Raw genomic sequence first — 25,586 nt, 5'->3', positions numbered from 1 at the left:
TCTAGTACAGGTCGGCTTCCAGGTCCTCGACCGGCACGTCCTTGACCTGGAGGGCCGCCACCCACAGCGGCATCAGCCAGTGCAGCACGAACACGCCGCCGAGCAGCGGGGCGGCGTACGCCCGGGTCAGTTGGCCGTCCGTGCACCACGCGGCCAGCCACAGGCCGACGGCCGCGCCCAGGATCAGCGCGCCGGTCATCCGGTGCGCGACGGCGCGGGCCCGCTCCCGCTCGGCGAGCTGGCGCTCGTCCAGGACCCGGCTGCGCAGCTCGACCAGGCCGCGGGTGGCGGCGTTGAGGATGCCGGTGGTGACGACGTACGGCACGAGCAGGGCCAGCAGCGCGAAGGCCGCCCACAGTTGGTCGGCGGCGTACAGCACCGTGAGGCAGGCGACGAAGGCACCGGTCAGCGCGATGTGCGCGGCGACGGCGGCGCGGCGGCGGCCCTTGGTGGCGTGCAGGACGTGCGTCTTCGGGTCGTTCATCAGGGCCTGCATGCGGCGGTCGTAGCGCGTCGGCGTGGCGGTGTTCATGGCTGTGCCTTCCTCCCGTAGATCTCTTCCGTGAGCGAGCCGAACGGCTCCAGCGAGAACAGCGCCTCCACCGGCAGCTCGAAGAACGCCGCGACCCTCAGGGCCAGGTCGAGGCTGGGGTTGTACTGCCCGCGCTCGATGTAGCCGATGGTCTGGTAGTGGACGCCGACCGCTTCGGCGAGGGCCTGGCGGGAGACTTTCCGCTCGGCCCGCACGACGGCCAATCTGTTGTGCACCTGCTCGCTCATGTATAAGAAGTACTACATTTGAGAGTAGGTGCACAACGGTTTTGGGCATGCAAAAGCCCCCGGCAGTCGAACTGCCGGGGGCTTTGCGTGAAGCGGATCAGACCAAAGGGAGTCAGATCAGGCCGAGCTCGCGCACCGCGTCGCGCTCTTCCTTGAGCTCCTGGACCGACGCGTCGATCCGCGTGCGGGAGAAGTCGTTGATCTCCAGGCCCTGGACGATCTCGTACTTGCCGTCCTTGCAGGTGACGGGGAAGGACGAGATGAGGCCCTCGGGGACGCCGTAGGAGCCGTCCGAGGGGATGCCCATCGAGGTCCAGTCGCCGGCGGCCGTGCCGTTGACCCACGTGTACACGTGGTCGATGGCGGCGTTGGCGGCCGAGGCGGCCGAGGACGCGCCACGGGCCTCGATGATCGCCGCGCCGCGCTTGGCGACGGTCGGGATGAAGGTGTCGGCCAGCCACTGCTCGTCGTTGACGACCTCGGCGGCGTTCTTCCCCGCGACCTCCGCGTGGAAGATGTCCGGGTACTGGGTGGCCGAGTGGTTGCCCCAGATCGTGAGCTTCTTCAGCTCGGAGACCGGGGTGCCGGTCTTCTTCGAGAGCTGCGAGAGCGCGCGGTTGTGGTCCAGGCGGGTCATCGCGGTGAAGCGCTCCGCCGGGACGTCCGGGGCGGCGGCCTGCGCGATGAGCGCGTTGGTGTTGGCCGGGTTGCCGACGACCAGGACGCGGATGTCGTCCGCGGCGTTGTCGTTGATGGCCTTGCCCTGCGGCTTGAAGATGCCGCCGTTGGCCGAGAGCAGGTCGCCGCGCTCCATGCCCTTGGTGCGGGGGCGGGCGCCGACGAGGAGGGCGACGTTGGCGCCGTCGAAGCCGACGTTCGGGTCGTCCGTGATCTCGATGCCCTGGAGCAGCGGGAAGGCGCAGTCGTCGAGCTCCATGGCGGTGCCCTCAGCGGCCTTCAGGCCCTGCGGGATCTCCAGGAGACGCAGCTTGACCGGCACGTCCTGGCCGAGCAGGTGACCGGAGGCGATGCGGAAGAGCAGCGCGTAGCCGATCTGTCCGGCCGCGCCGGTGACGGTGACATTCACGGGAGTGCGGGTCATGGCGATCTCCGTAAGACAAGCGAAGTGGCGGGGGTCCCTGCCCCTTGTGTGCGGGATATCTCGATGTGGAGAGATGTCCGGCGCCAGGCTATCGCGCCCCGGGCGGGCCGAACCCCCGGGTCCGTGTGGGACGGCGCACACCCTGTCGCGCACACCCCCCTTGCGTACGCCCTCATTACGTACACCCTCATTGCGCACACCCACGACAGGGGGAACGCCGACGGCCGTCCGCGCAGAGGGGGGGGGAAGCGCGAACGGCCGTCTCGGGTGGCGTCACCCGTGGGGGGTGACATCCGCCTGCCCTGATCGGCGGCGGGCATGCACCCCGGTTTCAAGATTCTTCTATCCGGCCGTCGTGCAGCCCTTCTTGCCGCTCTTCAGCGTCGCGCAGGCCCGCGCCTCGTCCGCCGTGGCCGCCTCGACCATCGCCGTGTAGGCGTCGGTGGCGGTCGCGCCGACCAGGCCGTTGCGGCCGGCCGCCGAGGTGTCGGAGGAGACCGTCACCTTGTCGCCGCCGCCCGCACCGGTGATACGGGCCCAGGCCGCACCGCAGGTCTTGCTGTAGCGGACCTCGATGCGGGCTGCGCCGACCGTGCCGCGCGCGGACGTGACGGCGTACTCGCCGCCGCAGCCCATCTGCTCGGGGTCCTTGCCGTCGCAGGCCTTGCCGTTGCACTTCACGCCCGCGGGCAGCTTCGGCGCCTTCGACTTGGACTCCGAGGTCGCCGGGGGGTTGCCCGCGGTCGGCTTCTTGTCCTTCTCGTCGTCGCCGCCGGTCAGCAGCACCGCGGCCACGATGACCAGCAGCGCGCCGACGACGCCCGCCAGGAACATCGTCAGCTTGCGGCGCTGGCGCTGGCGGTCCGGCGCCGAGTTCGGCGGCGGCGGTCCGGGACGCGCGGAACCGGGCGGCCCGGCGGGACGGTCGTAACCGCCCGAAGCGGAAGACGCCGAAGAGGACGAGGACGAGGAGGACGCCGACGGGCTGTTGTAGCTCTGGCCCTGGCTGAAGCCGCGCTCGAAGTCGCTCGCGTAGCCGCGCTCGGACTCCGGGCGGCCCGGGGCGGGACGGCTCGGCGCGGTGCGCGCGGAGGCCGAGGGGCCCTGGCCGGGGCGCGCCGACGGAACGGCCCCGGTGCGCGCCTTGAGCTCGCTCGGGATCTTCAGGTTCGTCGTCATGTCGAACGCGTCGGTGTTCGGGCGGGCGGCCCGGCGCTGCTGACCGGTGTCGGTCAGCGACGGGTCCGGGAGGCGGCGGGGCGCCGGCTGCCCGGGCGGGAGCGAGGTGGTGCCCGCCTTGCGCGACTTGGCGTTCTGGGCGACGGGCGCGCCGAACTCACCCAGGGCGGCCCGCGCCTGGGAGATCCGGATGGCCTCCATCGTCATGTCGTGGCGCATCTCGGAGCGGCTCCAGGCACGCTCCGCGAGCTCCCACATGGTGGTGAGGTGCACGGGATTGGTCCCGGTCACCTCGGAGAGCGCGACGACCGCGCCCTTGGGTGCGAGCAGCCGTCCATTGAGATAGCGCTCCCAGGACGTCTTGCTGTACCCGGTGCGGTCCGCGACCGCGGCCACGCTCAGACCGCTGCGGTCGACGAGTCGACGCAGCTGGTTCGCGAACTCCCTGACCTGCGGGTCGAGTCCCTCCGGCAGCGCTTTCCAACGAGGCATAGCTTCCCCCTTGTCCCCCCGTACGTTCCTGATGTGCCCCGCGCTCTTGTTCCAGCCCCCTGCTCTTGCCCCTTCGATCCTGGCGTACCCAGAGGGATGCGCAGAGCCAGGATGTCAGTTCCTGGGGCGGGAGCGCACGGGAGCAAATCGGAACTCCGGCGCACCCCATTGCGCGCTCCCGTTCCGATCGCCCGTACCAGTGTCCCATCGATGCTGTGTGCGGATTGCCTGAGCCCTGGCCTTCCCGCGTGACGGTCCACTATGTCCAGACAAGTCCGTTCTTCAACTGTTGTGCAACATCTTCCCCCGAAACAAGATCTTTTCGGTGATCCCTCTCGGGACACCGGATCTCAAGACGACGCCCAACATCGGAATGGTTCCCTCCAGTTGTGCATGTCGATCTTTCCCGGATCAGCCGGTGAAACACTCCGGCGCACCCCCCGACCTGGGCTCCAGGCAGGCGCGCACACCGGACGGATCACGCGGCGCAAGCATCGGCGTGACGACCCAATCTGTGGCATCCCCCACATCGACGGCCTCCGCCCGCATGACCTTTGGGGTGGTTGCTGGTGTTTCGTCCTGTACGTCGGTCTCGTCGGCCAGCGCCGGATAGAGCGCGACCCGGTCCCCCACCTTCAGGAACGACGCCCGCACCCACACCGACCGGCACACGCTGCTGTACCGGATCTCCAGCCGCTGCCCGCCCTTCGCGGTGCGGTCCACCAGCGAATTCGCCGCCCCCGACTGCCCGCACCCCATCCCCTTGGGCGTGCGCCCCACGCACTGCGCGCCCAGGCACCCCGCCTCCACCGCGTTCGCCCGGCTCGCCTGCGGCGACGCCCCGGCACCGGGTGCACCGCCCGCCCCGAGCGCCACGACCCCGGCCACCGCGGCCGCCGCCCCGACCAGCGCCCCGCCGGCCAGCAGGGCGTACGGCCGCCACTTCTTCGTCCGTACGGTGTCGGGCGCACGGCCGGCCCCGTGCACCGGCTCCTCGGGCACGGACGCCTCCTGCGCCGCCGAGCGGCCGCTCCAGGAGGCGTCCGCCAGCTCCCACAGGGCCAGCAGCCGGGCGGGCGGCTCGCCCGCGACCGTGCACAGCGCCTCCACGGCCTGCCTCGGCACCGGCTTCTTGCCGTTGAGATAACGCTCCCAGGAGGACTTGCTGTACGGGGTGCGCCCGGCCAGCGCCGCCAGGCTCAGCCCCGTACCGACCCTCAACTCGCGCAATTCCGCCGCCAGCTGGGCACGGTCCCCGCCCGGAACCGGTGCCGCTTCTTCACTCCTCATCGGCGCAGCTCCCGCCAGGTGTTCTCGCCGACCAGGCCGTCGGGCACCAGCCCGTGCCCGCGCTGGAAGGCACGGGCGGCGTCCTTGGCGGCCGGGCCGTAGAGTCCGTCGACCGCGCCCGCGTCGAAGCCGTGCCGCTTCAGCAGGCACTGTGCCTCGACCACGTCCCGGCCCCGGGTGTTGGGCATCAGCAGGCTCTCCCGGGTGACGCTGTGCCCGGCGTACCGGCCGCCGTCCTTGCGGGCGTCCGCGCAGGGGTACGTCCGGCCCTCCTCGTACGTATAGGGGTCCTCGCCGGTGACCGACGCGACCGCGTACCCGGCGGCGAAGGCGACCAGGAGGGCGCACCCGGCGGCCACCAGCAGGAGGGGGCGCGGGCGGCGGACGGGGCGGGGCGGTTCCTGCGGCTCCACGTCCGGGTGCCGGCGCGGCCCGTCGCCGGGGGCACCGCCCCGGTCGCGGGCGGCGACGTCGTACAGGACGAGGAGGCGGGTGGGGTCGCTGCCGCAGACCCGGGCCATTTCCTCGACCGCCTCTCTCGGCGGCGGGGTGCGGCCGTTGAGGTAGCGCTCCCAGGAGGAGCGGCTGCTGCCCGTCTTCGTCTCCAGGGCGGCCAGGCTCAGGCCGCTGTGGTCCTTCAGCCTCCGCAGCTGGACGACCAGTTGACGGTCGCGTTCGCCCAGCTGAGGCGGCAGTGTCTTCCAGCGCGCCATGCTTCACCCCGTACGCGTGTCCACTCTTCCGGGGCGGACCCCGGACCCCCGACCCGGGGAGTCCTACCCCCGGCAGTCCCTCCTCATGATGCGAGGGCCCCCCGCACGGGTTCCCCGCCCCGGTGACGGCGGAACGTCTTTTGGCCACCTTCCGGCGCTCCCCCGGCGTCCCCACCGTCCCCGCGACGCCTCGTGGGACGGGGCGAAACCGCAGGCCACGGCGTGGGACGTCCCACGCCTTCCCGTACGGGCGCGGGGCTGTGGCGGCGACCGGAAACGGCGGCGCACAGTCGGTCCCGTACCCCGCCCCGAACCGGAGCGGACCGTACGACAACGGGGAGGAACACCACCATGCACGCTCCCGAACGCGCCGTCGCGCTGGCCACCGCCGCACTGACCCTCGGCGGGCTCTTCGCCGCCGGGACGGGGACCGCGGCGGCGGCCACGCCGGCGAAGGCGGCCGCGGCCGTCACCACCGTGAACACCGCCGGCGTCCAGGCCCAGGCCCGGCGCTGCGCCTGGCCGCGCGTCTGCTTCTACCGGGGCAACACCTACAAGGCCGCGTACAAGGACGGGGGCTACCAGCAGCTCGGCTCCCGCGCCCGGTCCGCGAACGTCATCGTCAACTCCCGCTACGACGACGGCGCCCGCATCTACCTCATGCGCCACAACGGCACCGGCAAGCACTGGGAGTGCGCGAAGCCGCGCCGGGTGTACGGCGTCCGGGCGGGCTGGAAGCCGTACGCGATCAACATCCGCAACAGCCCGAGCTGCCGCTGAGCGCACACACACGACGGTGGCCCGTTCCTCGGGGGGAGGAACGGGCCACCGTCGTGTGCGTGCAGGGATCAGCGCACCGTGAAGCGCACCGCTTCCTCCAGGATCGGCACCTTCAGCCACGGGTCGGGCTGCGTCATCATCGCCAGCAGCATGATCACCACGCCCAGGAGTCCGTACGTCACGATGTCCGTGAACCGGGAGCGGACCGCCAGCATGCCCACGCTCGGCAGCACCCAGCGGAAGACCGCCCCGGTCACCAGCGCGACCCCGATCAGCACCGTGCCCAGCCGGAAGCCCATGTCGAACGCGTCGACGGCGACCAGCAGCAGCCCGATCCCGGTCAGGCCCAGCACCGTGATCAGCGGCCACTGCCGCACCGGCGCCGGGGCGTCCCCGTCGGCGGCCCGGCCGCCGCCCTCGGGGCGGGCGGTGTCCCGGGTCAGGAGCGGGAAGCGCCGGGTGGTGCGCACCGGGCCCTCGGGGCCGGGAGCGCTGACGACGCCCTTGGCCGCGGGCTCGCCGGGCTCGCCGGGCCCGGTCCCGGCCGTGGTCCCGGTCTCTGCGGGCTCGGGTTCGGACCCGGCGGGCCCGGTCGCCTCATCCTCGGGCCGAGCCGTCCCGGCCGGTGCGGCCTTGCCGTTCGGCTCGTTGTGGTCGTCGGCCTGCCCGCCCATGGCTTCGCTCCCTCTTCGTCCCGTACGGTTCCGGCTCAGCCCGCGTCGACACCGGCTGCGCGCTCGGCCGCCTCAACGACGTTGACCAGCAGCTGGGCACGGGTCATCGGGCCCACGCCACCCGGGTTGGGGGCGACCCAGCCCGCGACCTCGGCGACACCGGGGTGCACGTCGCCGACGATCTTGCCGTTCTCGTCGCGGCTGACGCCGACGTCCAGGATCGCCGCACCCGGCTTGACGTCCTCGGGCTTGATCAGGTGCGGGACACCGGCGGCGGCCACGATGATGTCGGCCTGGCGCAGGTGGTGGGAGAGGTCCCTGGTGCCGGTGTGGCACTGGGTGACCGTGGCGTTCTCGGACTTGCGGGTGAGGACCAGCGGCATCGGACGGCCGATGGTGATGCCCCGGCCGACGACGACCACGTGGGCGCCCTTGATCTCGACGTTGTGGTGGCGCAGCAGCTGCACGATGCCGTACGGGGTGCAGGGCAGCGGGCCCGTCTCGCCGATGACGAGGCGGCCCAGGCTCATCGGGTGCAGGCCGTCGGCGTCCTTGGCCGGGTCCATCAGCTCCAGGACCCGGTTGGTGTCGATGCCCCGGGGAAGCGGGAGTTGGACGATGTAGCCGGTGCAGGCGGGGTCCTCGTTGAGCTCCCGTACGACGGCCTCGATCTCCTCCTGGGTGGCGGTCTCGGGCAGTTCGCGCTGGATGGAGGCGATGCCGACCTGGGCGCAGTCGCGGTGCTTGCCCGCGACGTACCACTTCGAGCCGGGGTCGTCGCCGACCAGCAGGGTGCCGAGCCCGGGAGTGATTCCCCGGCTCTTCAGGGCCGCCACGCGGCCGGTGAGTTCGGACTTGATCGCGGCTGCGGTGGCCTTGCCGTCGAGAATCTGGGCGGTCATGCCCCCATCCTCGCGGATGCGGGGAAGAGGTTCCAATCAGTGCCCGTTCCGGCCGGGGTGCCCTTGGTCACCGGGATTGTCACCGGCTGGAATCAAACGTTGCACTTGCACAACACCTCTCTCTATCGGCTGGACAAAAACAAGTCGCTAATACGACGATGTGGCGCGCAGTTCGCGGTAGCGCAGGGGGGCAAACCGCTCGTATCCACACACGTTCCTCCGCCCGGACCGCACCGTCCCCAGCACGACAACGGAGGAATCGCACGTGAGCTTCGGCGACCCCAACAACCCGTACGGCCAGCCGCAGGGCCAGCCGCAGCAGCCGCCGCAGGGTCAGCCCGGTTACGGCTACCCCCAGCAGCCCCAGGGCCAGCCCGGTTACGGCTACCCGCAGCAGGCCCCGCAGGGCGTTCCGCCGCAGCAGGGCTACGGCTACCCGCCCCAGCAGCCGGGCGGCACCCTCCAGGCCAACAACGGCTACATCAACGTCGCGGGCCTGGGCACCGTCGAACTGGCCACGATGGGCCGCCGCCTGGGCGCACGTGCGCTGGACGCCGTCGCGTACGGCATCCTCTACGCGATCTTCACCGCAATCGGCATGGCGAGCCTCGTCGGCGCCTCGTCGTCCATCCAGGACTGCGACCCGATGGCCGCGAACTACAGCTCCTGCATGAACGACAACGCCAACGCCAGCGTCGGCATCCTGGCGGGCTTCTTCGGCGCAATCGCCCTGTTCGCGCTCATCGCCCTGCTCTACGAATGGCTGATGGTCTCCATCTGGGGCGCCACGCTCGGCAAGATGGTCCTGGGCGTCAAGGTCGTCAAGGAGAACACCGGTCAGGCCCCCGGCCTGGGTGCGGGCTTCATCCGCTACATCATCCCGATGGTCGGTTCGCTCTTCTGCGGCCTCGGCACGCTGCTGGTCTACCTCTCCCCCTTCTTCGACAACTCGGGCAAGCTCCAGGGCTGGCACGACCGCGCCGGCGGCACCATCGTCATCAAGAAGTAGGCATCGCTGCTGCACGGCGAAGGCCGCCGACTCCCCCCGGCCGGGGGGAGTCGGCGGCCTTCTTCTCGTATCAGTGGAAGAAGTGGCGCGTGCCCGTGAAGTACATGGTCACGCCCACCTTCTTCGCGGCCTCCACGACCAGCTCGTCGCGGACCGAACCGCCGGGCTGGACCACGGCCTTGACCCCCGCGTCGAGCAGGATCTCCAGGCCGTCGGGGAAGGGGAAGAACGCGTCGGACGCGGCGTACGAGCCGCGGGCCCGCTCCTCGCCCGCCCGCTCGACCGCGAGCTTCGCGGAGTCGACGCGGTTGACCTGGCCCATGCCGACGCCGACGGACGCGCCGTCCTTGGCGAGCAGGATGGCGTTCGACTTGACGGCGCGGGAGGCCTTCCAGGCGAAGGAGAGTTCCTTCAGCTCGTCCTCGGACAGGGCCTCGCCGGTGGCCAGCGTCCAGTTCTTCGGGTCGTCGCCGTCGGCCTGGAGGCGGTCGGTGACCTGGAGGAGGGCGCCGCCGTCGATCGGCTTGACCTCGACCTTCGCGGAGGGCGCGCCCTCGCAGCGCAGCACGCGGATGTTCTTCTTGCGGGCCAGGACCTCGACGGCCCCGTCCTCGTACGCCGGGGCGACGATGACCTCGGTGAAGATCTCCGCGACCTGCTCGGCCATCGCGACGCTCACCGGACGGTTGACGGCGATCACGCCGCCGAACGCGGAGAGCGGGTCGCAGGCGTGGGCCTTGCGGTGGGCCTCGGCGACGTCGTCACCGATGGCGATGCCGCACGGGTTGGCGTGCTTGATGATCGCGACGCAGGGCTCGGCGTGGTCGTACGCGGCACGGCGGGCGGCGTCGGTGTCGGTGAAGTTGTTGTACGACATCTCCTTGCCGTGCAGCTGCTCCGCCTCGGCGAGGCCGCCGGTGCCGTCGACGTAGCGGGCGGCGCCCTGGTGCGGGTTCTCGCCGTAGCGCAGGACGTTCTTGCGGGTGTAGGTCTGGCCGATGAAGTCCGGGAAGCCGCTGTCGTCGGCGGCCGCGTAGTCGTCGGCGAACCAGGCGGCCACGGCCACGTCGTACGCAGCGGTGTGCTGGAAGGCCTCGGCCGCCAGGCGCTTGCGGGCACGCAGGTCGAAGCCGCCGTCCTTGGCCGCCGCGAGGACGTCCGCGTACCGCTCGGGGCTGGTGACGACCGCGACCGAGGGGTGGTTCTTGGCGGCGGCGCGGACCATGGACGGGCCGCCGATGTCGATCTGCTCGACGCACTCGTCGGGGCTCGCGCCCGAGGCGACGGTCTGCGTGAACGGGTAGAGGTTCACGACGACGAGGTCGAAGGGCTCGACGCCCAGCTCGGCGAGCTGGTTGCGGTGGTCCTCCAGGCGCAGGTCCGCCAGGATGCCCGCGTGCACGCGCGGGTGCAGGGTCTTGACCCGGCCGTCCAGGCACTCGGGGAAGCCGGTCAGCTCCTCGACCCGGGTGACCGGGACACCGGCGGCGGCGATCTTCGCGGCGGTGGAGCCGGTCGACACCAGCTCGACGCCGGCCTCGTGCAGGCCCTGGGCCAGCTCCTCCAGACCGGTCTTGTCGTAGACGCTGACAAGAGCGCGCTTGATGGGCTTCTTGTTGATGGAGTTGGAGTTGGCCGGGTTAGCGGAGTTCACCGACATGAACCTTTCGTCCCTCTATGCGGTAGCCGTTGCGGGCGAGACGCCCCACGACCTCGACGAGCAGCAGGCGCTCGACTTCCTTGATCCGCTCGTGCAGAGCGGCTTCGTCGTCTTCGTCCCGGACCTCGACCACGCCCTGGGCGATGATCGGGCCGGTGTCGACGCCGTCGTCGACGAAGTGGACGGTGCACCCGGTGACCTTCGCGCCGTACGCCAGAGCGTCACGGACGCCGTGCGCACCGGGAAAACTGGGCAGCAGGGCGGGGTGCGTGTTGACCACCCGCCCGCCGAACCGGGCCAGGAACTCCTTGCCCACGATCTTCATGAACCCGGCCGAGACGACCAGGTCCGGCTCGTAGGAGGCGGTCGCGTCCGTCAGCGCCGCGTCCCACTCCTCGCGCGTCCCGTGGTCCTTGACCCGGCAGACGAAGGTGGGGATGCCCGCGCCCCGGGCCCGCTCCAGGCCGACGATGTTCTCCCGGTCAGCGCCGACCGCGACGATCTCCGCTCCGTAGTTCGGGACCGCCTCGATGACGTCGAGCAGCGCTTGGAGGTTCGTACCGGAGCCGGAGACCAGGACCACCAGACGGGCGGGGCGTCCGGAGGGGTGCGGGAGGGGAGGTGCGGAGGGGGGCAGGGAGGCCACGGCGGGTCTCTTTCTCGCGGCACGTGCGGGTTCTGGGGATCGAACGGGCTTTGTGGGGTCGTACGAAGGAATCGCAGCCCGCTATACGGGGAACCCTACGAAGGCGCCGAACGTCAGCAACGATACCGGCACACCGGCCCGCCCCCACGGGACGGGTGCACCGGCGCCAGGTAGCGTCAGGGCAGGACTCGCATCCCGTCACGGGCCCCGGCGTCGCGCCGGACCGCCGCCGGGCGGAGCACCACACGACACACGACCTTCCGCACCACGGGGCACAACGCTCCGGGGGGCGACGGAAGGTCCGAGGGGAAGACGTTCACCAGATGACGGACCGACGCCGCGACGCGGCCCCGAGCCGCCACCCGTTCCCGTTCCCGCTGCCGCAGCCCTCGGCCGGCGGGGGGCTCCTGCTGCGGGAGCGCAAGGGCGGCGGGGAGACGGGCGCCGCGCCGGGCACGTCTCCTGCCACGCCCTCGGCCCCATCGACGCCATCGGCCCCTTCGGCCCCCTCGGCCCCCTCGGCCCAGGACGACAATCCGTTCGCGCCGCCGCCGGAGGGGACGCCGGACAAGCCGTGGCAGCCGCGCAAGCCCGCGGGGTCTTCGGAGGACTCGTCCTCGGGCTCGGGGTCGGGTGCGTCTTCGGGCTCGGGCGGCTGGGGCGGTCAGTGGAGCAACCGTCAGCCGGGCCGCGGCGACGGCGGCTTCGGCGGCCCGCCGTCCCCCGGGCGCGGTCAGAACGGGCCGGACGGCCAGGACGGCGGCCCGGGTTCGGGTCTGCGCTGGGACCCGACGGACCCGGTCCAGCGGCGGGCGCGGTACGCGCTGCTCGCGGGCATGTGGGCGTTCTTCTTCGCGGTGTTCACCCAGCGGGAGATCGCACTGCTGCTGGGCGCGCTGGCCCTGTACTGGGGCATCAGTTCGCTGCGCAACCGGGCGAAGGTGGACCCCGCGACCAGTACGCGTCCGCAGACGACGGCGGCGGTGAGCGGCCTGGTGACGGCGGGGCTGGCGCTGGCGATCGTGGTGGCGACGTTCACGGTGCAGATGGTGTACCGGGACTACTACACGTGCGTGGCGGACTCCCTGACGAAGTCGGCCCAGGTCTCCTGCAACGAGGAACTGCCGAAGTCGCTGGTGCCGGTCTTCGGGGTGAAGGAGTAACACCCGTGCGCGGGGGGCGCGGTGTGCACCGCTTCGCGGTGTGTACGGCAACCCCCCGCAGGGTTCAGGGAAGGGGCGGGGAGTGGCCGTCACCGGCCGAAGGCGGGAACCCCTCCCCCTCTTCCCACACCTCCGCCATGAGCCCCCCGGACCCCTCCCGCAACGCCGCCCACCGCACTTCCCGCGCACCACTGTCGTGCCAGGAACCCTGCCCGGGCGGCACGACCGGAGGCGGCGGCGGAGCCACTGCGGGCTCCGGCACGTGCGACGGGGTCGCGGGAAGAGACGCTTCCGGTACGGGAGTTGCCTGTACGGGAGCTGCCTGTACGGGAGCTGCCTGTACGGGAGTCGCTTGTACGGGAGTCGCTTGTACGGGAGCTGCTTGTACGGGAGCTGCCTGTACAGGAGGCACATGCGCGGGAGGCGCCTGCACCGGAGCTCTCCGCCCTCGCCCCGCGGGGACCGGCAATCTCCGCCACCCCTGCCTCTCCCGCACCCGCCACGCCCTCACTCCCAGGGCCACCGGCACCCCCACCAGCACCACCCACCCCAGTGCGCCCAGGCCCGCCACCCACCCCACCGGCCCGAACACGGCCAGCCGTTCAACGCCGAGCGGCCCGCCCGACGCCGCCGCGAGCACCGCCGTCAGCGCCCCGCACGCCACTCCCGCCAGGACCACCACCCCGGCCGTCCGCCGCCTCCCCCAGGCCTCCTCCCGTACCGCATAGGCGGGCGCGGCCACCCGTACGACCATCAAGGCCACCACCACGGCGGCGGCCAACGGCACGCCCGCCGCCGCCCAGTTGAGGGCCGTCCCGCGCCCCTCGCCGGGCAGCGCGGCCAGCAGCGGGAAGGGCGGGGCCGCACTCGCGCCCACCGCGCCCAACGGGCTCACCGTCGCGCCCGCGCCGACCTCGAAGCCCGCCCCGATCCCGTAACAGGCGCCCCACAGCGCCGCGTTCGGGACCAGCGCGAGCGCCAGCAGCAGCACCCCGAAGCGCCCCGACCACTCCCCCGCGAGCCGTACGAACGACTCTTGGGCCAGGTCCGCGTGCCACCCCAGCGAGATACCGACGACGAGCGCCCCGCCGCCCACGAGCACCGCCGTTCCCGCGCCCGCCGCGCGCGCCGCCACGGCGAACCGGGGGCGCGAGAGTCCGCGCCGCACGCCTGCCGGGACCCAGTGCGGCAGCGGCCCGTGCGGGCGCCCGAACGCGGTCCACACCCCGGCTGCGGCGGCGATCCCCACCACGAGCGGCAGATGCAGCGCCACGCTCCCGGCCGTCGCGGGCAGCGGGCCACCGGCGGCGTACAGCGCCGCCAGCGCTCCCACCAGCAGATATCCGAGCGTCACGCCCCCGAACGCCTCCCACCCGGAGGCGGCGTCACGCGGCTCCTCGCCCTCCTCGCCGTCCTCGTCCTCCTCGCACGCGTCCCGCGCGGTGCGGTGGGCCAGCCACAGGGGCAGTACGGAGCACAGCAGCGGGGTCAGCCCGACGGGCGCGGCGACACCGCCCAGCGTGCCGAGCGTGTCGGTACGGACGAGGTCCGCGCCGTGCGCGAGCAGCCAGAGCCCGGCGGCGACGTGCAGCGCGGCCCCGGCCCCCGCGTCCGGGTACGGCGAGCTGATCCACAGCACCATGACCAGCACCGCGAACGCCCCGAGCCCCAGCCCGGCGGCCAGCCCGCCCCGCACCACGCACGCGGCCCGGACGGCGCGCCGCCCGACCGCCCCGCCCTGCACCTCGTGCTGTTCGTGCCGCTCGTGCTTCTCGTACTGCTTCTCGTGCTGCTGCTCCTGCTGCGGGGGGTGCGGCAGCGGCTGCTCGGTCACCGGATTCGGGTTCACGCGGCCATGCTGCCCACGACACGCGCCATCTTCGCGTAACGGGCGAATGGCCGACGTGTCGCCCAATATACGTTTATGTACTTTTTCGCCCGCCGTGCTGTCACGGGAACTCCGGGGAGGGTGGTCCGTCGATGACCAGGAACACCGGGACCGCCCCGGCGACCCCCTCGGTCGACCTGCCGTCCCCGAAGGAACGCCGCAGACTGCGCGAGGCGAAGGCGCTGTCACAGGCGCAGGTGGCGGAGATCGTGGGCGTCACCCGCGAAACGGTCCGCTCCTGGGAACTCGGCCGCACCTCCCCCCGCGGCCGCAAACGCGACCTCTACGCCCGCCTCCTCGCCACCATCACCACCGAACTCACCACCACCGGCCAAGCCACCCCGGTCCGCACCTCCCCCGCGACCACGCCCACACCTCCGGCCACCACCCCGGCCAGCCCAGATTCCACCAGCCCTCTCACCGGGCCGAACCGCCCCGACTCCGGCAACCCCCTCACCAAGCCCAACCGCCCCGATTCCGGCAGCCCCCTTGGGCAGCGGGACGGCACCCCCTCCACCGGCAGCCCCCTTGGGCGGCGGGGCCGCCCCCCGGGGGCGGAACGGGCGGGCAAGGGGGCGGCCCCCGGCAGAGCCGAACCCCCCACTCCGGCCCAGCCCGGCAGAGCCGAACCCCCGACCCCGGCTCAGCCCGCTGCCGCCCAGGCCCAGCCCGCCCCCGCCCCGGCCCGCCGCACCGCCACACCCACCCGCCCCGCAAAGCCCCGCACCCCCCGGCCCGCCCCGACACCCCCCGCGCCCGGTGCAGCCAAGCCCACCGCTCCCCAGAAGCGTCTCCGTCCCCGTACCGCACCCGAAAAGGCCCCCACCCCGGCGGAGGCCACGACCGAGGCACCCTCCGAAGCCACCGTCACAGCCACAGCCGCCTCCCCCGCCGAAGCCTTCGACCACCTCTACTCCCACACCGCCCCCTCCCTCCTCCGCCAGGCCTACCTCCTCACCGGCCGCCACCGCCTCTCCCACGAGTCCGTGGAGCGCGCCTTCCACCTCGCCTGGCAGCGCTGGCCCGAGGTCGCCACGGACGGCGACCCGGCGGGCTGGGTCCGCGCGGCGGCGTACGAGTACGCGATGTCCCCGTGGCAGCGCCTCCGCCCGTCCCACAAGCACATCGACCCCCCGCAGCCCCCGGAGACGGCGGAGACGGCGGACGCCCCGGCCCCGCAGGAGCCGCTCCTCGAAGCCCTCCTCCAGCTCCCGCCCCCCTACCGCCGCACCCTCGTCCTCTACGACGGCCTCGGCCTCGACCTCCCCGAGACCGCCGCCGAGACCGAGGCCACCACCCCGGCCGCCGCCAACCGCCTGGAGCACGCCCGTACGGTCGTCGCCCAGAAGCTCCCGGAACTGGCCGAGGCCCGCACCCCCGCCGAGCAGTCCGCCCTGGTGCAGGAACGTCTCATCACCCTGGCCTCGGCCCAGCCGGTGGACGCCCTGCCGACGGGCAGCGAGATGCGCAGCCGGAGCGAGCGCAAGACCCGGTTCTGGACGCGGGCGGCCATCGCGTTCACCACGCTGATCATCGGCGCGACGAGCTTCACCCTGGCCACGGCCCCGACCCGGTACGAGGCCCCGCTCCCGTCGGGCGAGCGGGTCGGCGGCGTGCCGGCGAACAACGGCCCCCAGCGCCTGGACGCGCACGACAAGCAGCTCCGCGCCAAGCTCCGCTCCGTGCCGGAGAGCGGCCCGCAGCGCCTGCTCCCGCAGGGCCGCTGAGACCCACGCCCCGGGCAGCGCGAAGGCCCGCACCCCGAGTCCGGGGTGCGGGCCTTCGACGTATCAGAAGCTGTGATCAGCCCGCGAGGATCGCGCGCGCCAGCTTCGCCGTCTCGGTCGGCGTCTTGCCGACCTTGACGCCGGCGGCCTCAAGGGCCTCCTTCTTCGCCTGGGCGGTGCCGGACGAACCCGACACGATCGCGCCGGCGTGACCCATCGTCTTGCCCTCGGGGGCGGTGAAGCCCGCGACGTAGCCGACGACCGGCTTGGTCACGTTCTTCGCGATGTAGTCGGCCGCACGCTCCTCGGCGTCGCCGCCGATCTCGCCGATCATGACGATGAGCTCGGTCTCCGGGTCCGCCTCGAACGCCGCGAGGGCGTCGATGTGCGTGGTGCCGATGACCGGGTCGCCACCGATGCCGACGGCGGAGGTGAAGCCGATGTCACGGAGCTCGTACATCATCTGGTACGTCAGCGTGCCGGACTTCGAGACCAGGCCGATCTTGCCGGGCTTGGTGATGTCGCCCGGGATGATGCCGGCGTTGGACTGGCCCGGGGTGATGAGACCGGGGCAGTTCGGGCCGATGATGCGGGTCTTGTTGCCCTTGGCCGTCGCGTACGCCCAGAAGGCGGCCGAGTCGTGGACGGCGATGCCCTCGGTGATGACGACGGCGAGGGGGATCTCCGCGTCGATCGCCTCGACGACGGCGGCCTTGGCGAACGCCGGCGGCACGAAGAGGACGGACACGTCGGCGCCGGTCTTCTCCATGGCCTCGGCGACGGAGCCGAAGACGGGGACCTCGGTGCCGTCGAAGTCGACGGTCGTGCCGGCCTTGCGCGGGTTCACGCCACCGACGATGTTGGTGCCGTCGGCCAGCATGAGCTTGGTGTGCTTCATGCCCGTGGCACCGGTCATGCCCTGGACGATGACCTTGCTGTCCTTGGTGAGGAAGATAGCCATGGTGTTTGGAGTCCCTCTTCCTTACTTCGCAGCTGCGGCGAGCTCGGCGGCCTTGTCGGCCGCACCGTCCATGGTGTCCACGCGCTGGACCAGCGGGTGGTTGGCGTCCGAGAGGATCTTGCGACCCAGCTCGGCGTTGTTGCCGTCGAGACGGACAACGAGGGGCTTGGTGACAGCCTCGCCCTTGCTCTTCAGCAGCTCCAGGGCCTGGACGATGCCGTTGGCGACCTCGTCACAGGCGGTGATGCCACCGAAGACGTTGACGAACACGGACTTGACGTCCGGGTCGCCGAGGATGATCTCCAGGCCGTTCGCCATGACCTCGGCGGAGGCGCCGCCACCGATGTCGAGGAAGTTGGCGGGCTTCACGTTGCCGTGGTTCTCACCGGCGTACGCGACGACGTCCAGGGTGCTCATGACGAGACCCGCGCCGTTGCCGATGATGCCGACCTCGCCGTCGAGCTTGACGTAGTTGAGGTTCTTGGCCTTCGCGGCGGCTTCGAGGGGGTTGGCCGCGGCCTTGTCCTCGAGCGCCTCGTGGTCGGGCTGGCGGAAGTCGGCGTTCTCGTCCAGCGAGACCTTGCCGTCCAGCGCCAGGATGCGCCCGTCCTTGGTCTTGACCAGCGGGTTCACCTCGACGAGGAGGGCGTCCTCGGCGACGAAGGTGTCCCACAGGGTGACCAGGGCCTCGGCGACGCCCTCGGCCACGTCGGCCGGGAACTTCGCCAGGGCCACGATCTCGCGGGCCTTCTCGATGTCGACGCCGTCCACGGCGTTGACCGGGACCTTCGCGAGGGCCTCGGGGGTCTTCTCCGCGACCTCCTCGATGTCCATGCCGCCCTGCACCGAGGCCATGGCCAGGAAGGTGCGGTTGGTGCGGTCGAGGAGGTACGAGACGTAGTACTCGGCCTCGATCTCGGGGGACAGCTCGGCGATCATCACCTTGTGGACCGTGTGGCCCTTGATGTCCATGCCGAGGATGTCGGTGGCGCGGGCCACCGCCTCGTCGGCGTCGCCGGCCAGCTTGACGCCACCGGCCTTGCCGCGGCCGCCGACCTTCACCTGCGCCTTGACGACCGACTTGCCGCCCAGTCGCTCGGTGGCTTCGCGCGCCGCCTCAGGCGTGTCGATGACTTCACCGGCCAGCACCGGTACACCGTGCTTGGCGAAGAGGTCCCTCGCCTGGTACTCGAACAGGTCCACGCGCGTCCGTCCCTTTTCTGAAGATCGCGGGTTCTGGTGATCGCGTTGCGTTCAATGCGATGGGCGTGCCGCGAAGGCAACGTGACGGCGCTGTCACAAGGGAGGCGTACACGGTGTCCGGTACGCGGCATGTCCGTCTCGCAGGTTATCCCCGAGGGACGTTGGTCCCTAAATCGCAGGTCACACCTGAACGGTGATACCTGTCACAGAGTGCCGTCCGCGGCCATGATCGGTGTCACTGAGTGTCCGATCATGCGGGGTCCGGTATCGGGAGGGGGCGTTTCTCGATCGCCGCCGTCATGACCTCCGGGCTGCATCTCCCGGGGGACACCCCCCGGACCCCCGGCCGGATACAGGGCGGCCCAGGTCAGCCCGCATCCGGTATCGGGAGCGGCCTCTTCTCGATCGCGGCGGCCATGACCTCCGGGAAGAGGTCCGGGGTGCAGGCGAAGGCGGGGGCGCCGAGGGCGGCCAGTGCGGCCGCGTGGTCGCGGTCGTAGGCCGGGGCTCCCTCGTCGGAGAGCGCGAGCAGGGTGACGAACTGCACGCCGGAGGCCTTCATCGCGGCGACCCGCTTGAGCATCTCGTTGCGGATGCCTCCCTCGTACAGGTCGCTGATCAGCACCACGACGGTGTCGGCGGGCCGGGTGATCTGCGACTGGCAGTAGGCGAGGGCCCGGTTGATGTCGGTGCCCCCGCCGAGCTGGGTGCCGAACAGGACGTCGACGGGGTCGTCCAGCTGGTCGGTGAGGTCGACGACCGCCGTGTCGAACACGACGAGCCGGGTCTGGATGGAGCGCATCGAGGCGAGCACCGCGCCGAAGACCGAGGCGTAGACGACGGACGCGGCCATCGACCCGGACTGGTCGATGCAGAGCACGACCTCCTTCTTCACGGACTGGGAGGCGCGTCCGTAGCCGATGAGCCGCTCGGGGACGATCGTGCCCTGCTCGGGCAGGTAGTTCTTCAGGTTGGCGCGGATCGTGCGGTCCCAGTCGATGTCGCGGTGCCGGGGCCGGTGGATGCGGGCGCTGCGGTCGAGGGCGCCGGTGAGGGTGGCCCGGGTGCGGGTGGCGAGGCGCTTCTCCAGGTCCTCGACGACCTTGCGGACGACGGCGCGGGCGGTCTCCTTGGTTGTCTCCGGCATGGCCTTGTTGAGGGAGAGCAGGGTGCCGACGAGGTGGACGTCGGCCTCGACGGCGTCCAGCATCTCCGGCTCCAGGAGCAGCGCGGAGAGCCCGAGCCGCTCGATGGCGTCGCGCTGCATGACCTGGACGACGGAGGTGGGGAAGTACGTCCGGATGTCGCCGAGCCAGCGGGCGACGGAGGGCGCGGAGGCGCCGAGCCCGGCGGAGCGGTCGGTGTTCCGCCCGTTGCGGGGGCTGCCGCTGGACTTCTCTCCGCCGTAGAGGGCGGTGAGGGCGCCGTCCATGCCGGCGTCCTGGCCGGTGAGCTGGTGGCCCGTGCCGTCGGCGGAGTCCCCGCCGAGCACCAGCCGCCAGCGGCGCAGCCGCTCCTCGGCCGCCGTGCGGGTCGGGTCCGTGGTTGTTGTCGCGGTTGTTGTCGTGGTCGTGGTCATCGGGGGGTCACCTCCGTGGGGTCATGGTGCGCCTGTGCGGATGGTGCGGGTGGTGCGGGTGGTGTGCCCAGGAGCAGGTGCAGCAGCGGGAGTACGGCGTCGGCGCGGGCCTGGTCGAGGCTGGGGCCGAAGCCGGGGGCACCGGCTTCGGCGGCCGGGCCGCCGGGCGCGGACGGGGTGCCGCCGGGTGGGGTCGGACCGCGCCTGACCAGTTCGCCGAGGGTGCGGCGCACTCCTGGTTCGTACGCCGCGAACGTGCGCCGCAGCAGCGGCAGTACGTCGGTGAAGGCGTCCGGCGCGACGCCGGTGAGCCAGGCGTCGACCAGGCCGAGGAGGCGCTCGTCGTGGACCAGGAGCATGCCGGAGCCGGACGCGCCGCCGACGAAGCCCTCGATCCAGGTGGCGGCGTCGCCGGGCGGGGTGCCGGGCGAGAGGGCCAGGCCCATCAGGCGGGCCGCGTCGTCCTCGTCGAGGCGTCCGTCGTCCAGGAGGAGGCGTACCGCCCGGCCCCGGACGACGCCCGCGACGGTGTCCCGGTCGGCGAGGGTGCGCAGGACCCTGGCCCAGCGGCCGGACAGGTCGTGGGGGTCGGCGGTGTCCCCCGTGGTACCGGACGGCCGGGTCAGCAGGGCGATGGAGGTGTGCACGGCGTCGACGTGGCGGCGCATCCCGGTGGCGCCGTCGTCGTCCAGGCCGGTGCAGGCCGGGGGCAGTCCGACGCAGATCCGCATCGAGAGGCCGGCGGCGACCTCGGCGAGGGCGGCGGTGTCGGTGGAGCGCACGTCGCCGTAGCGCAGGGTGCGGGCGAGGGCGGGGAGGGCCTGGGCGAGGTGGCCGACGTCGCTGTCCAGGGCGGCGCGGTCGGCGAGGGCGCTCATCACCACCGGGAGGGCGTCGGGCAGTTCGGCCAGCAGGCACTGTTCGGCGAGGGCGGTGACGGCGGAGAGCGCGGTGGCGGACACGGCCTCGGATTCCGCTTTGGCGGTGGCGGCGGCCAGGACCGTGGTGCCCCAGATACCGGCCTCGGCGACCTTCACCGACAGTTCGGGCTCCCAGCGCAGCCGCCAGCCCTCGCGGAAGGTGCCGGTGCTGCCCCGGAACTCGGCCGGTTCGCCCCAGCCGACGCCGAGCAGGCGCAGCCGGTGCAGGAGGCGGCTGCGGGCGGCGTCGTTGTCCTTGCGGAGGTCGAGCTCCAACTCCCGTTCCGCCGCCTCCGGTTTCATCCGCAGGGTGCGCTGCCGGCGGGTGAGGTCACGTTGCAGGGGGACGACGGGGGCGCTGTCCGGGACCTCGCCGAGGACGTCTCCGACGATCAGCCGGTCCTGCACGAGCGAGAGCGGCACGTCGGAGCCGTCGCACATCACGGCCCGGATCGCGTCGGTCGTCTCGGTGAGCCCGGCCAGCGGGCGGCCGCGCATCACGGCGAGGGTCTCGGCGAGCCGGACGGCCTCGATCACGTGGGCCGAGGAGACGAGGCGGTCCTCGCCCCGCAGCAGGCCCGCGACCTTGGTCATCCAGCGTGCGACGGGGCGGTCCGGCGCGCCGAACAGGTGCCCGTACCAGCCCGGCGAGTCGATGCCCGCCCCGTATCCGCTGTGCCGGGCGAGCCTGCGGTGCGTCCAGGGCACCCAGGTCAGCTCGGCCTTCACCTTGGGCAGGCCCTTGAGGAGGGCGCGGTCGGCGGTGAGCGTGGGCGGCCTCCCGGCGAGCGCGGGGACGTGCCAGGCGCCGCAGACGACGGCGACCTCCTCGCCGAACTCCTTCTTCGCGGCACGGAGTTGGATGCGCATGTGCGCCTCGCGCACCAGGTCGCGGGCGTGCCCCCCGTGCCCGTACTCCTCCCTCAGTGCCCCCATGGCGTCGGCGAGCGCGTCGAAGGGGGCGAACGGGTCCGCCCCCCGGTCGCCGCGGTGCTCGACGACGTCCTCCCACCAGCGCTCGGGGTCGTCGTACCCGGCGGCCTCGGCGAGCACGGCCAGCGGGTCGACGGCGAGGGCGTCGACGTCGGCGGGCGCGGGGCCGTCGCCGGGGTCGATGTCGGCGGATGCGGGGTCGGCGCCGGCGTCGGCGGATGCGGGGGCCGGGGCGTCCCCCTCGGCGAGGGCGGTGCTCTCCTCCCGTACCGCCAGGGAGTGTGCGGCGGGGAGGTCGATGAAGCGGACCTCCGCCCCGTTGGCCAGCGCCCACCGGACCGCGACCCATTCCGGGGAGAACTCGGCGAACGGCCAGAACGCCGCCCGCCCGGGGTCGTCCGTGACGTGTGCGAGCAGGGCGACGGGCGGCCGCATCTGCGGGTCGGCGGCGAGCGGCAGCAGTGTGTCGGCCTCCGGCGGCCCCTCGATCAGTACGGCCCGGGGCCGCGCCGCGTCGAGCGCGGCCCGCACGGCCCGTGCCGACCCGGGCCCGTGGTGCCGCACCCCGAGCAGCCAGGGCCCGCGCGGGACGGGGGTGTTGGCCTGCGGGACTGGGGCGGCCGGGTCGAGGCCCGGCGGGGACATGGTGATCGTCATGCAGTCACCTCGCGGCAGGCGCGGTAGAAGTCCTTCCAGCCGTCGCGCTCGCGGACGACCGCCTCCAGGTACTCCTGCCAGATGACACGGTCGGCCGCCGGGTCGCGGACGACCGCGCCGAGGATTCCGGCGGCGACGTCGCCGGAGCGCAGCACGCCGTCGCCGAAGTGGGCGGCGAGGGCGAGGCCGCTCGTGACGACGGAGATCGCCTCGGCCGTGGAGAGCGTCCCGGAGGGCGACTTGAGCTTCGTGCGGCCGTCGGCGGTGACCCCGGAGCGCAGCTCGCGGAAGACGGTGACGACGCGGCGGATCTCGTCGATGGCGTCCGCGCCGCCCGGCAGGTCGAGGGAGCGGCCCAGCTGGTCGACGCGCCGGGAGACGATGTCGACCTCGTCCTCGGCCGTGGCGGGCAGCGGCAGCACGACCGTGTTGAACCGGCGGCGGAGCGCGCTGGAGAGGTCGTTGACGCCCCGGTCGCGGTCGTTGGCGGTGGCGATGAGGTTGAAGCCGGAGACGGCCTGGCACTCCTGGCCCAGCTCGGGTATCGGCAGGGTCTTCTCGGACAGGATCGTGATCAGGGTGTCCTGGACGTCCGCCGGGATGCGGGTCAGCTCCTCGACGCGGGCGGTCATGCCGTCGGCCATGGCCCGCATGACGGGGCTGGGCACGAGGGCGTCGCGGCTGGGCCCGTGGGCGAGCAACTGCGCGTAGTTCCACCCGTAGCGGATGGCTTCCTCGGGGGTGCCCGCCGTGCCCTGGACGAGGAGGGTGGAGTCGCCGCTGACGGCGGCGGCCAGGTGCTCGGAGACCCAGGTCTTGGCGGTGCCGGGGACGCCGAGGAGGAGCAGGGCGCGGTCGGTGGCGAGCGTGGTGACGGCGACCTCGACGATGCGGCGCGGGCCGACGTACTTCGGGGTGATCACCGTGCCGTCGGGCAGCATGCCGCCGAGCAGGTAGGTGGCGACGGCCCACGGCGAGAGCTTCCAGCGGGCGGGCCGCGGCCGGTCGTCGGCCGCGGCCAGCGCCTTGAGTTCGTGCGCGAACGCGTCCTCCGCGTGCGGCCGCAGGGCCTCGGCGGAGTCCGCCCCCGCGGCGGAATTCAGGTCGGTGGCAGGCGTGGTCATGGAATCCCCCTCCAGATTTCCCGGATGTGGTTCCCACGGTGCACCATGCCACTGACAATCAAGCGTCTGCGCAGGTCAGGGGCCCAATTGGCGGCCCCGGCGGGCTACTTCGCGATCGGCGACGCGGCGACGCAGCCGCCCGCCATGGCCTTCTCGCCCGCCGCCTCGGCGATGACCTTGCCCTGGTAGGTGACCTTGCACTTCAGGTCGGCGACGCCGGTCACGGAGATCGGGTTGACGGCCGCCGGCATGATCCCCTTCAGCGTGACCGTCTTGGTCCACGGCGAGGCGGGCTTCTTGGCCGACTCCAGCTTGGGCTGCATCGCGGTGCCGCCGCCCGCGTGGAACTCGATGGACTCGATGTCCTTGCCCGTGACCTCGTAGGTGACCTCGTAGGTCTCGTTGATGCTCTTGTCGACCTGGTCGACGGCCTTCTCCGAGCCCTCGGAGGCGGCGGACTTGGCCGCCTCCTTCACCTCGGAGCAGGCGCCGAGGCCGAAGACGAGGCCGGTGACGGCGGCGGTACACAGGGCGGTGCGGGTGGTGCGGTTCATCGAGAGGTCCCCCGGATCGATGGAGCAGGAGCCCGCACCCAATCGCAAAGAGAAGGTAAAGTCAAGCGGATCTTGGGCGGGACCGCAGGTCAGAGCGATTGTCAGTGGTGGCCTCTACCGTCGGAGACATGAATCAGCTGGGGGTGCGCTGGACGGCGGATCAGGTGCTGGCACTGGCTCCTGACGCCGCCTCACGCAAAGCGGGAAGCAGGCTCGGCACGGCCGGGCCGTGGTCGGAGGCGGGGTGCGACGGCGCGGGTGCGCTGTGGGGACTGTGCAAGGGCAGCGGCAGCAGGCCGTACCGGACGGCGGTGGACCTGGCGGGCGCGGGCGCGGCCTCCACGTGCAGTTGCCCGAGCCGGAAGTTCCCCTGCAAGCACGCGCTGGGGCTGCTGCTGCTCTGGGCGGCCGAGGACCCGGTCGTGACGGCGGGGGCGGAGCCCGCCGAGTGGGCCGGGGAGTGGCTCCGGGGCCGCCGGGAGCGGGCCGGGGCGCAGAAGGGGGAGACGTCCGCGGAGACGGGAGAGTCCCCTGCGGAGAAGACCGCCGACCCGGAGGCGGCCCGCCGCCGGGCCGAACGCCGGGCGGCCCGGATCGCGTCGGGCGCATCCGAGCTGGAGCAGCGCCTCGCCGACCTGCTGCGGGAGGGCCTGGCCTCGGCGGAGCGCGAGGGGTACGGGTACTGGGAGGAGACGGCGGCCCGCATGGTGGACGCCCAGGCCCCCGCACTGGCCGCGCGGGTGCGGGAGTTGGGGTCGATACCGGCCTCGGGTCCCGGCTGGCCGTCGCGCCTGCTGGAGGAGTGCGCGCTGTTGCACCTGCTCGACGGGGCGTGGCTGGGCCGCGACCGGCTGCCCGCCGAACTGGCGACGACGGTACGGACGAGGGTCGGCCTGCCGTCCGCACCGGCCGGCCCCGCGGTGCACGACAGCTGGCTGGTCCTCGCCCAGTACGACCAGTCCGACGGGAAGGTCACCACGCGCCGGATCTGGCTGCACGGGCAGGGCACGGGCCGCACCGTGCTGGTGCTGTCCTTCGGGGCGGCGGGACGGGCGCCCGAGATCGCGCTGCCCGTCGGGCTGGCCGTCGACGCGGAGGTGCTGCCGCACGGCGGGGCGGGGCAGTTGAGGGCCACGCTCGGCGAGCGGTTCGGGGCTCCGCACGCGGGGGGTGCGCTGCCGCGGGGCGGCGGGGTGACGGAGGCGGTCGAGGCGTACGGGCGGGCGCTGCGGGAGGACCCGTGGCTGGAGTCCGTGCCGGTGACGTTGGAGGGGGTGGTGCCGGTGCCGGTGGGTGAGGGGTGGCAACTGGTCGAGGGGAAGGCGGGAGTGGCGCTTCCGGTCGTCCGGGGGGCGGTGGGGCGGCCCGGGCTGTGGAAGCTGGCGGCGTTGTCCGGCGGGGGGCCGGTGGCTGTTTTCGGGGAGTGCGGGCATCAGGGGTTTCAGCCGTTGGCGGGGTGGGGGGTGGGGGGCTTGGGTGAGGCGATACCGCTGCTGTGAGGGGGGGGCGGGGGTTCTGTGCGGGTGGGTGGGGGGTGCTGTTCCTGGGGGGGGGGGGGGGGCCCGCCCCCCCCCCCCCGCCCCCCCCCCCCCCCCCCCCCCCAAAACCCCCCCCCCCCCCCGGGGGGGGGGGGGGGGGGGGGGGGGGGCC

Annotated in this window: 22 protein-coding genes; 5 read left to right on the top strand and 17 right to left on the bottom strand. The window is 72.7% G+C overall.

Annotated features, from left to right (window positions below; translation table 11 throughout):
- Nucleotide 1 precedes the first annotated feature (1 nt).
- The 6 genes from ACIO3O_RS05635 to ACIO3O_RS05610 all read right to left on the bottom strand — a co-directional run bounded on the left by ACIO3O_RS05635 (nt 2) and on the right by ACIO3O_RS05610 (nt 5,556).
- Nucleotides 2-532 carry a hypothetical protein gene (locus tag ACIO3O_RS05635; RefSeq protein WP_401742309.1) on the bottom strand — a complete coding sequence of 177 codons (531 nt, stop codon included), beginning with the start codon at nt 530-532 and terminating at the stop codon, nt 2-4.
- Entirely contained in the window at nt 529-780 is a 252-nt protein-coding gene (locus ACIO3O_RS05630; RefSeq protein WP_401742308.1) for a helix-turn-helix transcriptional regulator, read from the bottom strand. The genes ACIO3O_RS05635 and ACIO3O_RS05630 overlap by 4 nt, the downstream gene beginning before the upstream one ends.
- A 112-nt stretch (nt 781-892) precedes the next feature.
- Nucleotides 893-1,882, bottom strand: a complete 990-nt coding sequence (locus ACIO3O_RS05625) for a malate dehydrogenase (RefSeq protein ID WP_401742305.1) — start codon at nt 1,880-1,882, stop codon at nt 893-895.
- 342 nt (nt 1,883-2,224) lie between these two features.
- Entirely contained in the window at nt 2,225-3,553 is a 1,329-nt protein-coding gene (locus ACIO3O_RS05620) for a helix-turn-helix domain-containing protein (protein WP_401742302.1), read from the bottom strand.
- A gap of 411 nt (nt 3,554-3,964) precedes the next feature.
- Nucleotides 3,965-4,843 (bottom strand): helix-turn-helix domain-containing protein, encoded by an 879-nt coding sequence (locus ACIO3O_RS05615; RefSeq protein WP_401742299.1) that lies wholly within the window; start codon nt 4,841-4,843, stop codon nt 3,965-3,967.
- A complete protein-coding gene (locus ACIO3O_RS05610; protein ID WP_401742296.1) occupies nt 4,840-5,556 on the bottom strand; it encodes a helix-turn-helix domain-containing protein in 717 nt (238 codons plus the stop codon). The genes ACIO3O_RS05615 and ACIO3O_RS05610 overlap by 4 nt, the downstream gene beginning before the upstream one ends.
- 351 nt (nt 5,557-5,907) lie before the next feature.
- On the opposite strand from ACIO3O_RS05610, the gene ACIO3O_RS05605 reads away from it, so the two are divergent.
- Nucleotides 5,908-6,336 (top strand): hypothetical protein, encoded by a 429-nt coding sequence (locus ACIO3O_RS05605; RefSeq protein WP_401742294.1) that lies wholly within the window; start codon nt 5,908-5,910, stop codon nt 6,334-6,336.
- 68 nt (nt 6,337-6,404) lie between these two features.
- Here ACIO3O_RS05605 and ACIO3O_RS05600 read toward each other — a convergent pair whose 3' ends face one another.
- Entirely contained in the window at nt 6,405-7,010 is a 606-nt protein-coding gene (locus ACIO3O_RS05600; protein WP_401742291.1) for a DUF3017 domain-containing protein, read from the bottom strand.
- A 35-nt stretch (nt 7,011-7,045) separates the two neighbouring features.
- Complete coding sequence (locus tag ACIO3O_RS05595; RefSeq protein WP_401742289.1) at nt 7,046-7,912, bottom strand: bifunctional methylenetetrahydrofolate dehydrogenase/methenyltetrahydrofolate cyclohydrolase; 867 nt, start codon at nt 7,910-7,912, stop codon at nt 7,046-7,048.
- 265 nt (nt 7,913-8,177) lie between these two features.
- Here ACIO3O_RS05595 and ACIO3O_RS05590 point away from each other — a divergent pair, with 265 nt between their 5' ends.
- Complete coding sequence (locus ACIO3O_RS05590; RefSeq protein ID WP_401742287.1) at nt 8,178-8,921, top strand: RDD family protein; 744 nt, start codon at nt 8,178-8,180, stop codon at nt 8,919-8,921.
- 70 nt (nt 8,922-8,991) lie between these two features.
- On the opposite strand, the gene purH is transcribed toward ACIO3O_RS05590, so the two are convergent.
- Nucleotides 8,992-10,581: a bifunctional phosphoribosylaminoimidazolecarboxamide formyltransferase/IMP cyclohydrolase gene (gene purH, locus ACIO3O_RS05585; RefSeq protein ID WP_401742285.1), complete on the bottom strand. Its 1,590-nt coding sequence runs from the start codon at nt 10,579-10,581 to the stop codon at nt 8,992-8,994.
- Complete coding sequence (gene purN, locus ACIO3O_RS05580) at nt 10,562-11,227, bottom strand: phosphoribosylglycinamide formyltransferase (protein WP_401742283.1); 666 nt, start codon at nt 11,225-11,227, stop codon at nt 10,562-10,564. The genes purH and purN overlap by 20 nt, the downstream gene beginning before the upstream one ends.
- 323 nt (nt 11,228-11,550) lie before the next feature.
- On the opposite strand from purN, the gene ACIO3O_RS05575 reads away from it, so the two are divergent.
- Nucleotides 11,551-12,390 carry a hypothetical protein gene (locus ACIO3O_RS05575; protein WP_401742281.1) on the top strand — a complete coding sequence of 280 codons (840 nt, stop codon included), beginning with the start codon at nt 11,551-11,553 and terminating at the stop codon, nt 12,388-12,390.
- Nucleotides 12,391-12,454: 64 nt separating this feature from the next.
- On the opposite strand, the gene ACIO3O_RS05570 is transcribed toward ACIO3O_RS05575, so the two are convergent.
- Nucleotides 12,455-14,239 (bottom strand): DUF6350 family protein, encoded by a 1,785-nt coding sequence (locus tag ACIO3O_RS05570; RefSeq protein ID WP_401742280.1) that lies wholly within the window; start codon nt 14,237-14,239, stop codon nt 12,455-12,457.
- Between the two features lie 131 nt (nt 14,240-14,370).
- On the opposite strand from ACIO3O_RS05570, the gene ACIO3O_RS05565 reads away from it, so the two are divergent.
- The gene (locus ACIO3O_RS05565; RefSeq protein WP_401742278.1) at nt 14,371-16,005 is read left to right on the top strand and encodes a sigma factor-like helix-turn-helix DNA-binding protein; all 1,635 of its coding nucleotides are present in this window, start codon (nt 14,371-14,373) and stop codon (nt 16,003-16,005) included.
- 76 nt (nt 16,006-16,081) lie between these two features.
- On the opposite strand, the gene sucD is transcribed toward ACIO3O_RS05565, so the two are convergent.
- The 6 genes from sucD to ACIO3O_RS05535 form a co-directional block, all read right to left on the bottom strand.
- Nucleotides 16,082-16,966, bottom strand: a complete 885-nt coding sequence (sucD, locus tag ACIO3O_RS05560; RefSeq protein ID WP_189821015.1) for a succinate--CoA ligase subunit alpha — start codon at nt 16,964-16,966, stop codon at nt 16,082-16,084.
- A gap of 21 nt (nt 16,967-16,987) precedes the next feature.
- Nucleotides 16,988-18,169, bottom strand: a complete 1,182-nt coding sequence (gene sucC, locus ACIO3O_RS05555) for an ADP-forming succinate--CoA ligase subunit beta (RefSeq protein WP_401742275.1) — start codon at nt 18,167-18,169, stop codon at nt 16,988-16,990.
- A 367-nt stretch (nt 18,170-18,536) separates the two neighbouring features.
- Nucleotides 18,537-19,748, bottom strand: coding sequence for a VWA domain-containing protein (locus ACIO3O_RS05550; protein ID WP_401742274.1), 1,212 nt, complete (start codon nt 19,746-19,748; stop codon nt 18,537-18,539).
- Nucleotides 19,745-22,246: a DUF5682 family protein gene (locus tag ACIO3O_RS05545; RefSeq protein ID WP_401743375.1), complete on the bottom strand. Its 2,502-nt coding sequence runs from the start codon at nt 22,244-22,246 to the stop codon at nt 19,745-19,747. Before ACIO3O_RS05545 ends, ACIO3O_RS05550 begins: the two co-directional genes overlap by 4 nt.
- A gap of 8 nt (nt 22,247-22,254) precedes the next feature.
- Entirely contained in the window at nt 22,255-23,382 is a 1,128-nt protein-coding gene (locus ACIO3O_RS05540) for an AAA family ATPase (RefSeq protein ID WP_401742273.1), read from the bottom strand.
- 104 nt (nt 23,383-23,486) lie between these two features.
- Nucleotides 23,487-23,936 carry a hypothetical protein gene (locus tag ACIO3O_RS05535; protein WP_401742270.1) on the bottom strand — a complete coding sequence of 150 codons (450 nt, stop codon included), beginning with the start codon at nt 23,934-23,936 and terminating at the stop codon, nt 23,487-23,489.
- 128 nt (nt 23,937-24,064) lie between these two features.
- On the opposite strand from ACIO3O_RS05535, the gene ACIO3O_RS05530 reads away from it, so the two are divergent.
- Nucleotides 24,065-25,435: an SWIM zinc finger family protein gene (locus ACIO3O_RS05530; RefSeq protein ID WP_401742268.1), complete on the top strand. Its 1,371-nt coding sequence runs from the start codon at nt 24,065-24,067 to the stop codon at nt 25,433-25,435.
- Nucleotides 25,436-25,586 lie beyond the last annotated feature (151 nt).

Source organism: Streptomyces sp. NPDC087440 (genome assembly GCF_044744005.1).
Taxonomy (GTDB): domain Bacteria; phylum Actinomycetota; class Actinomycetes; order Streptomycetales; family Streptomycetaceae; genus Streptomyces.
Note: the sequence above shows the minus strand (reverse complement) of the source record. Positions and strands in the feature narration are given on the sequence as shown.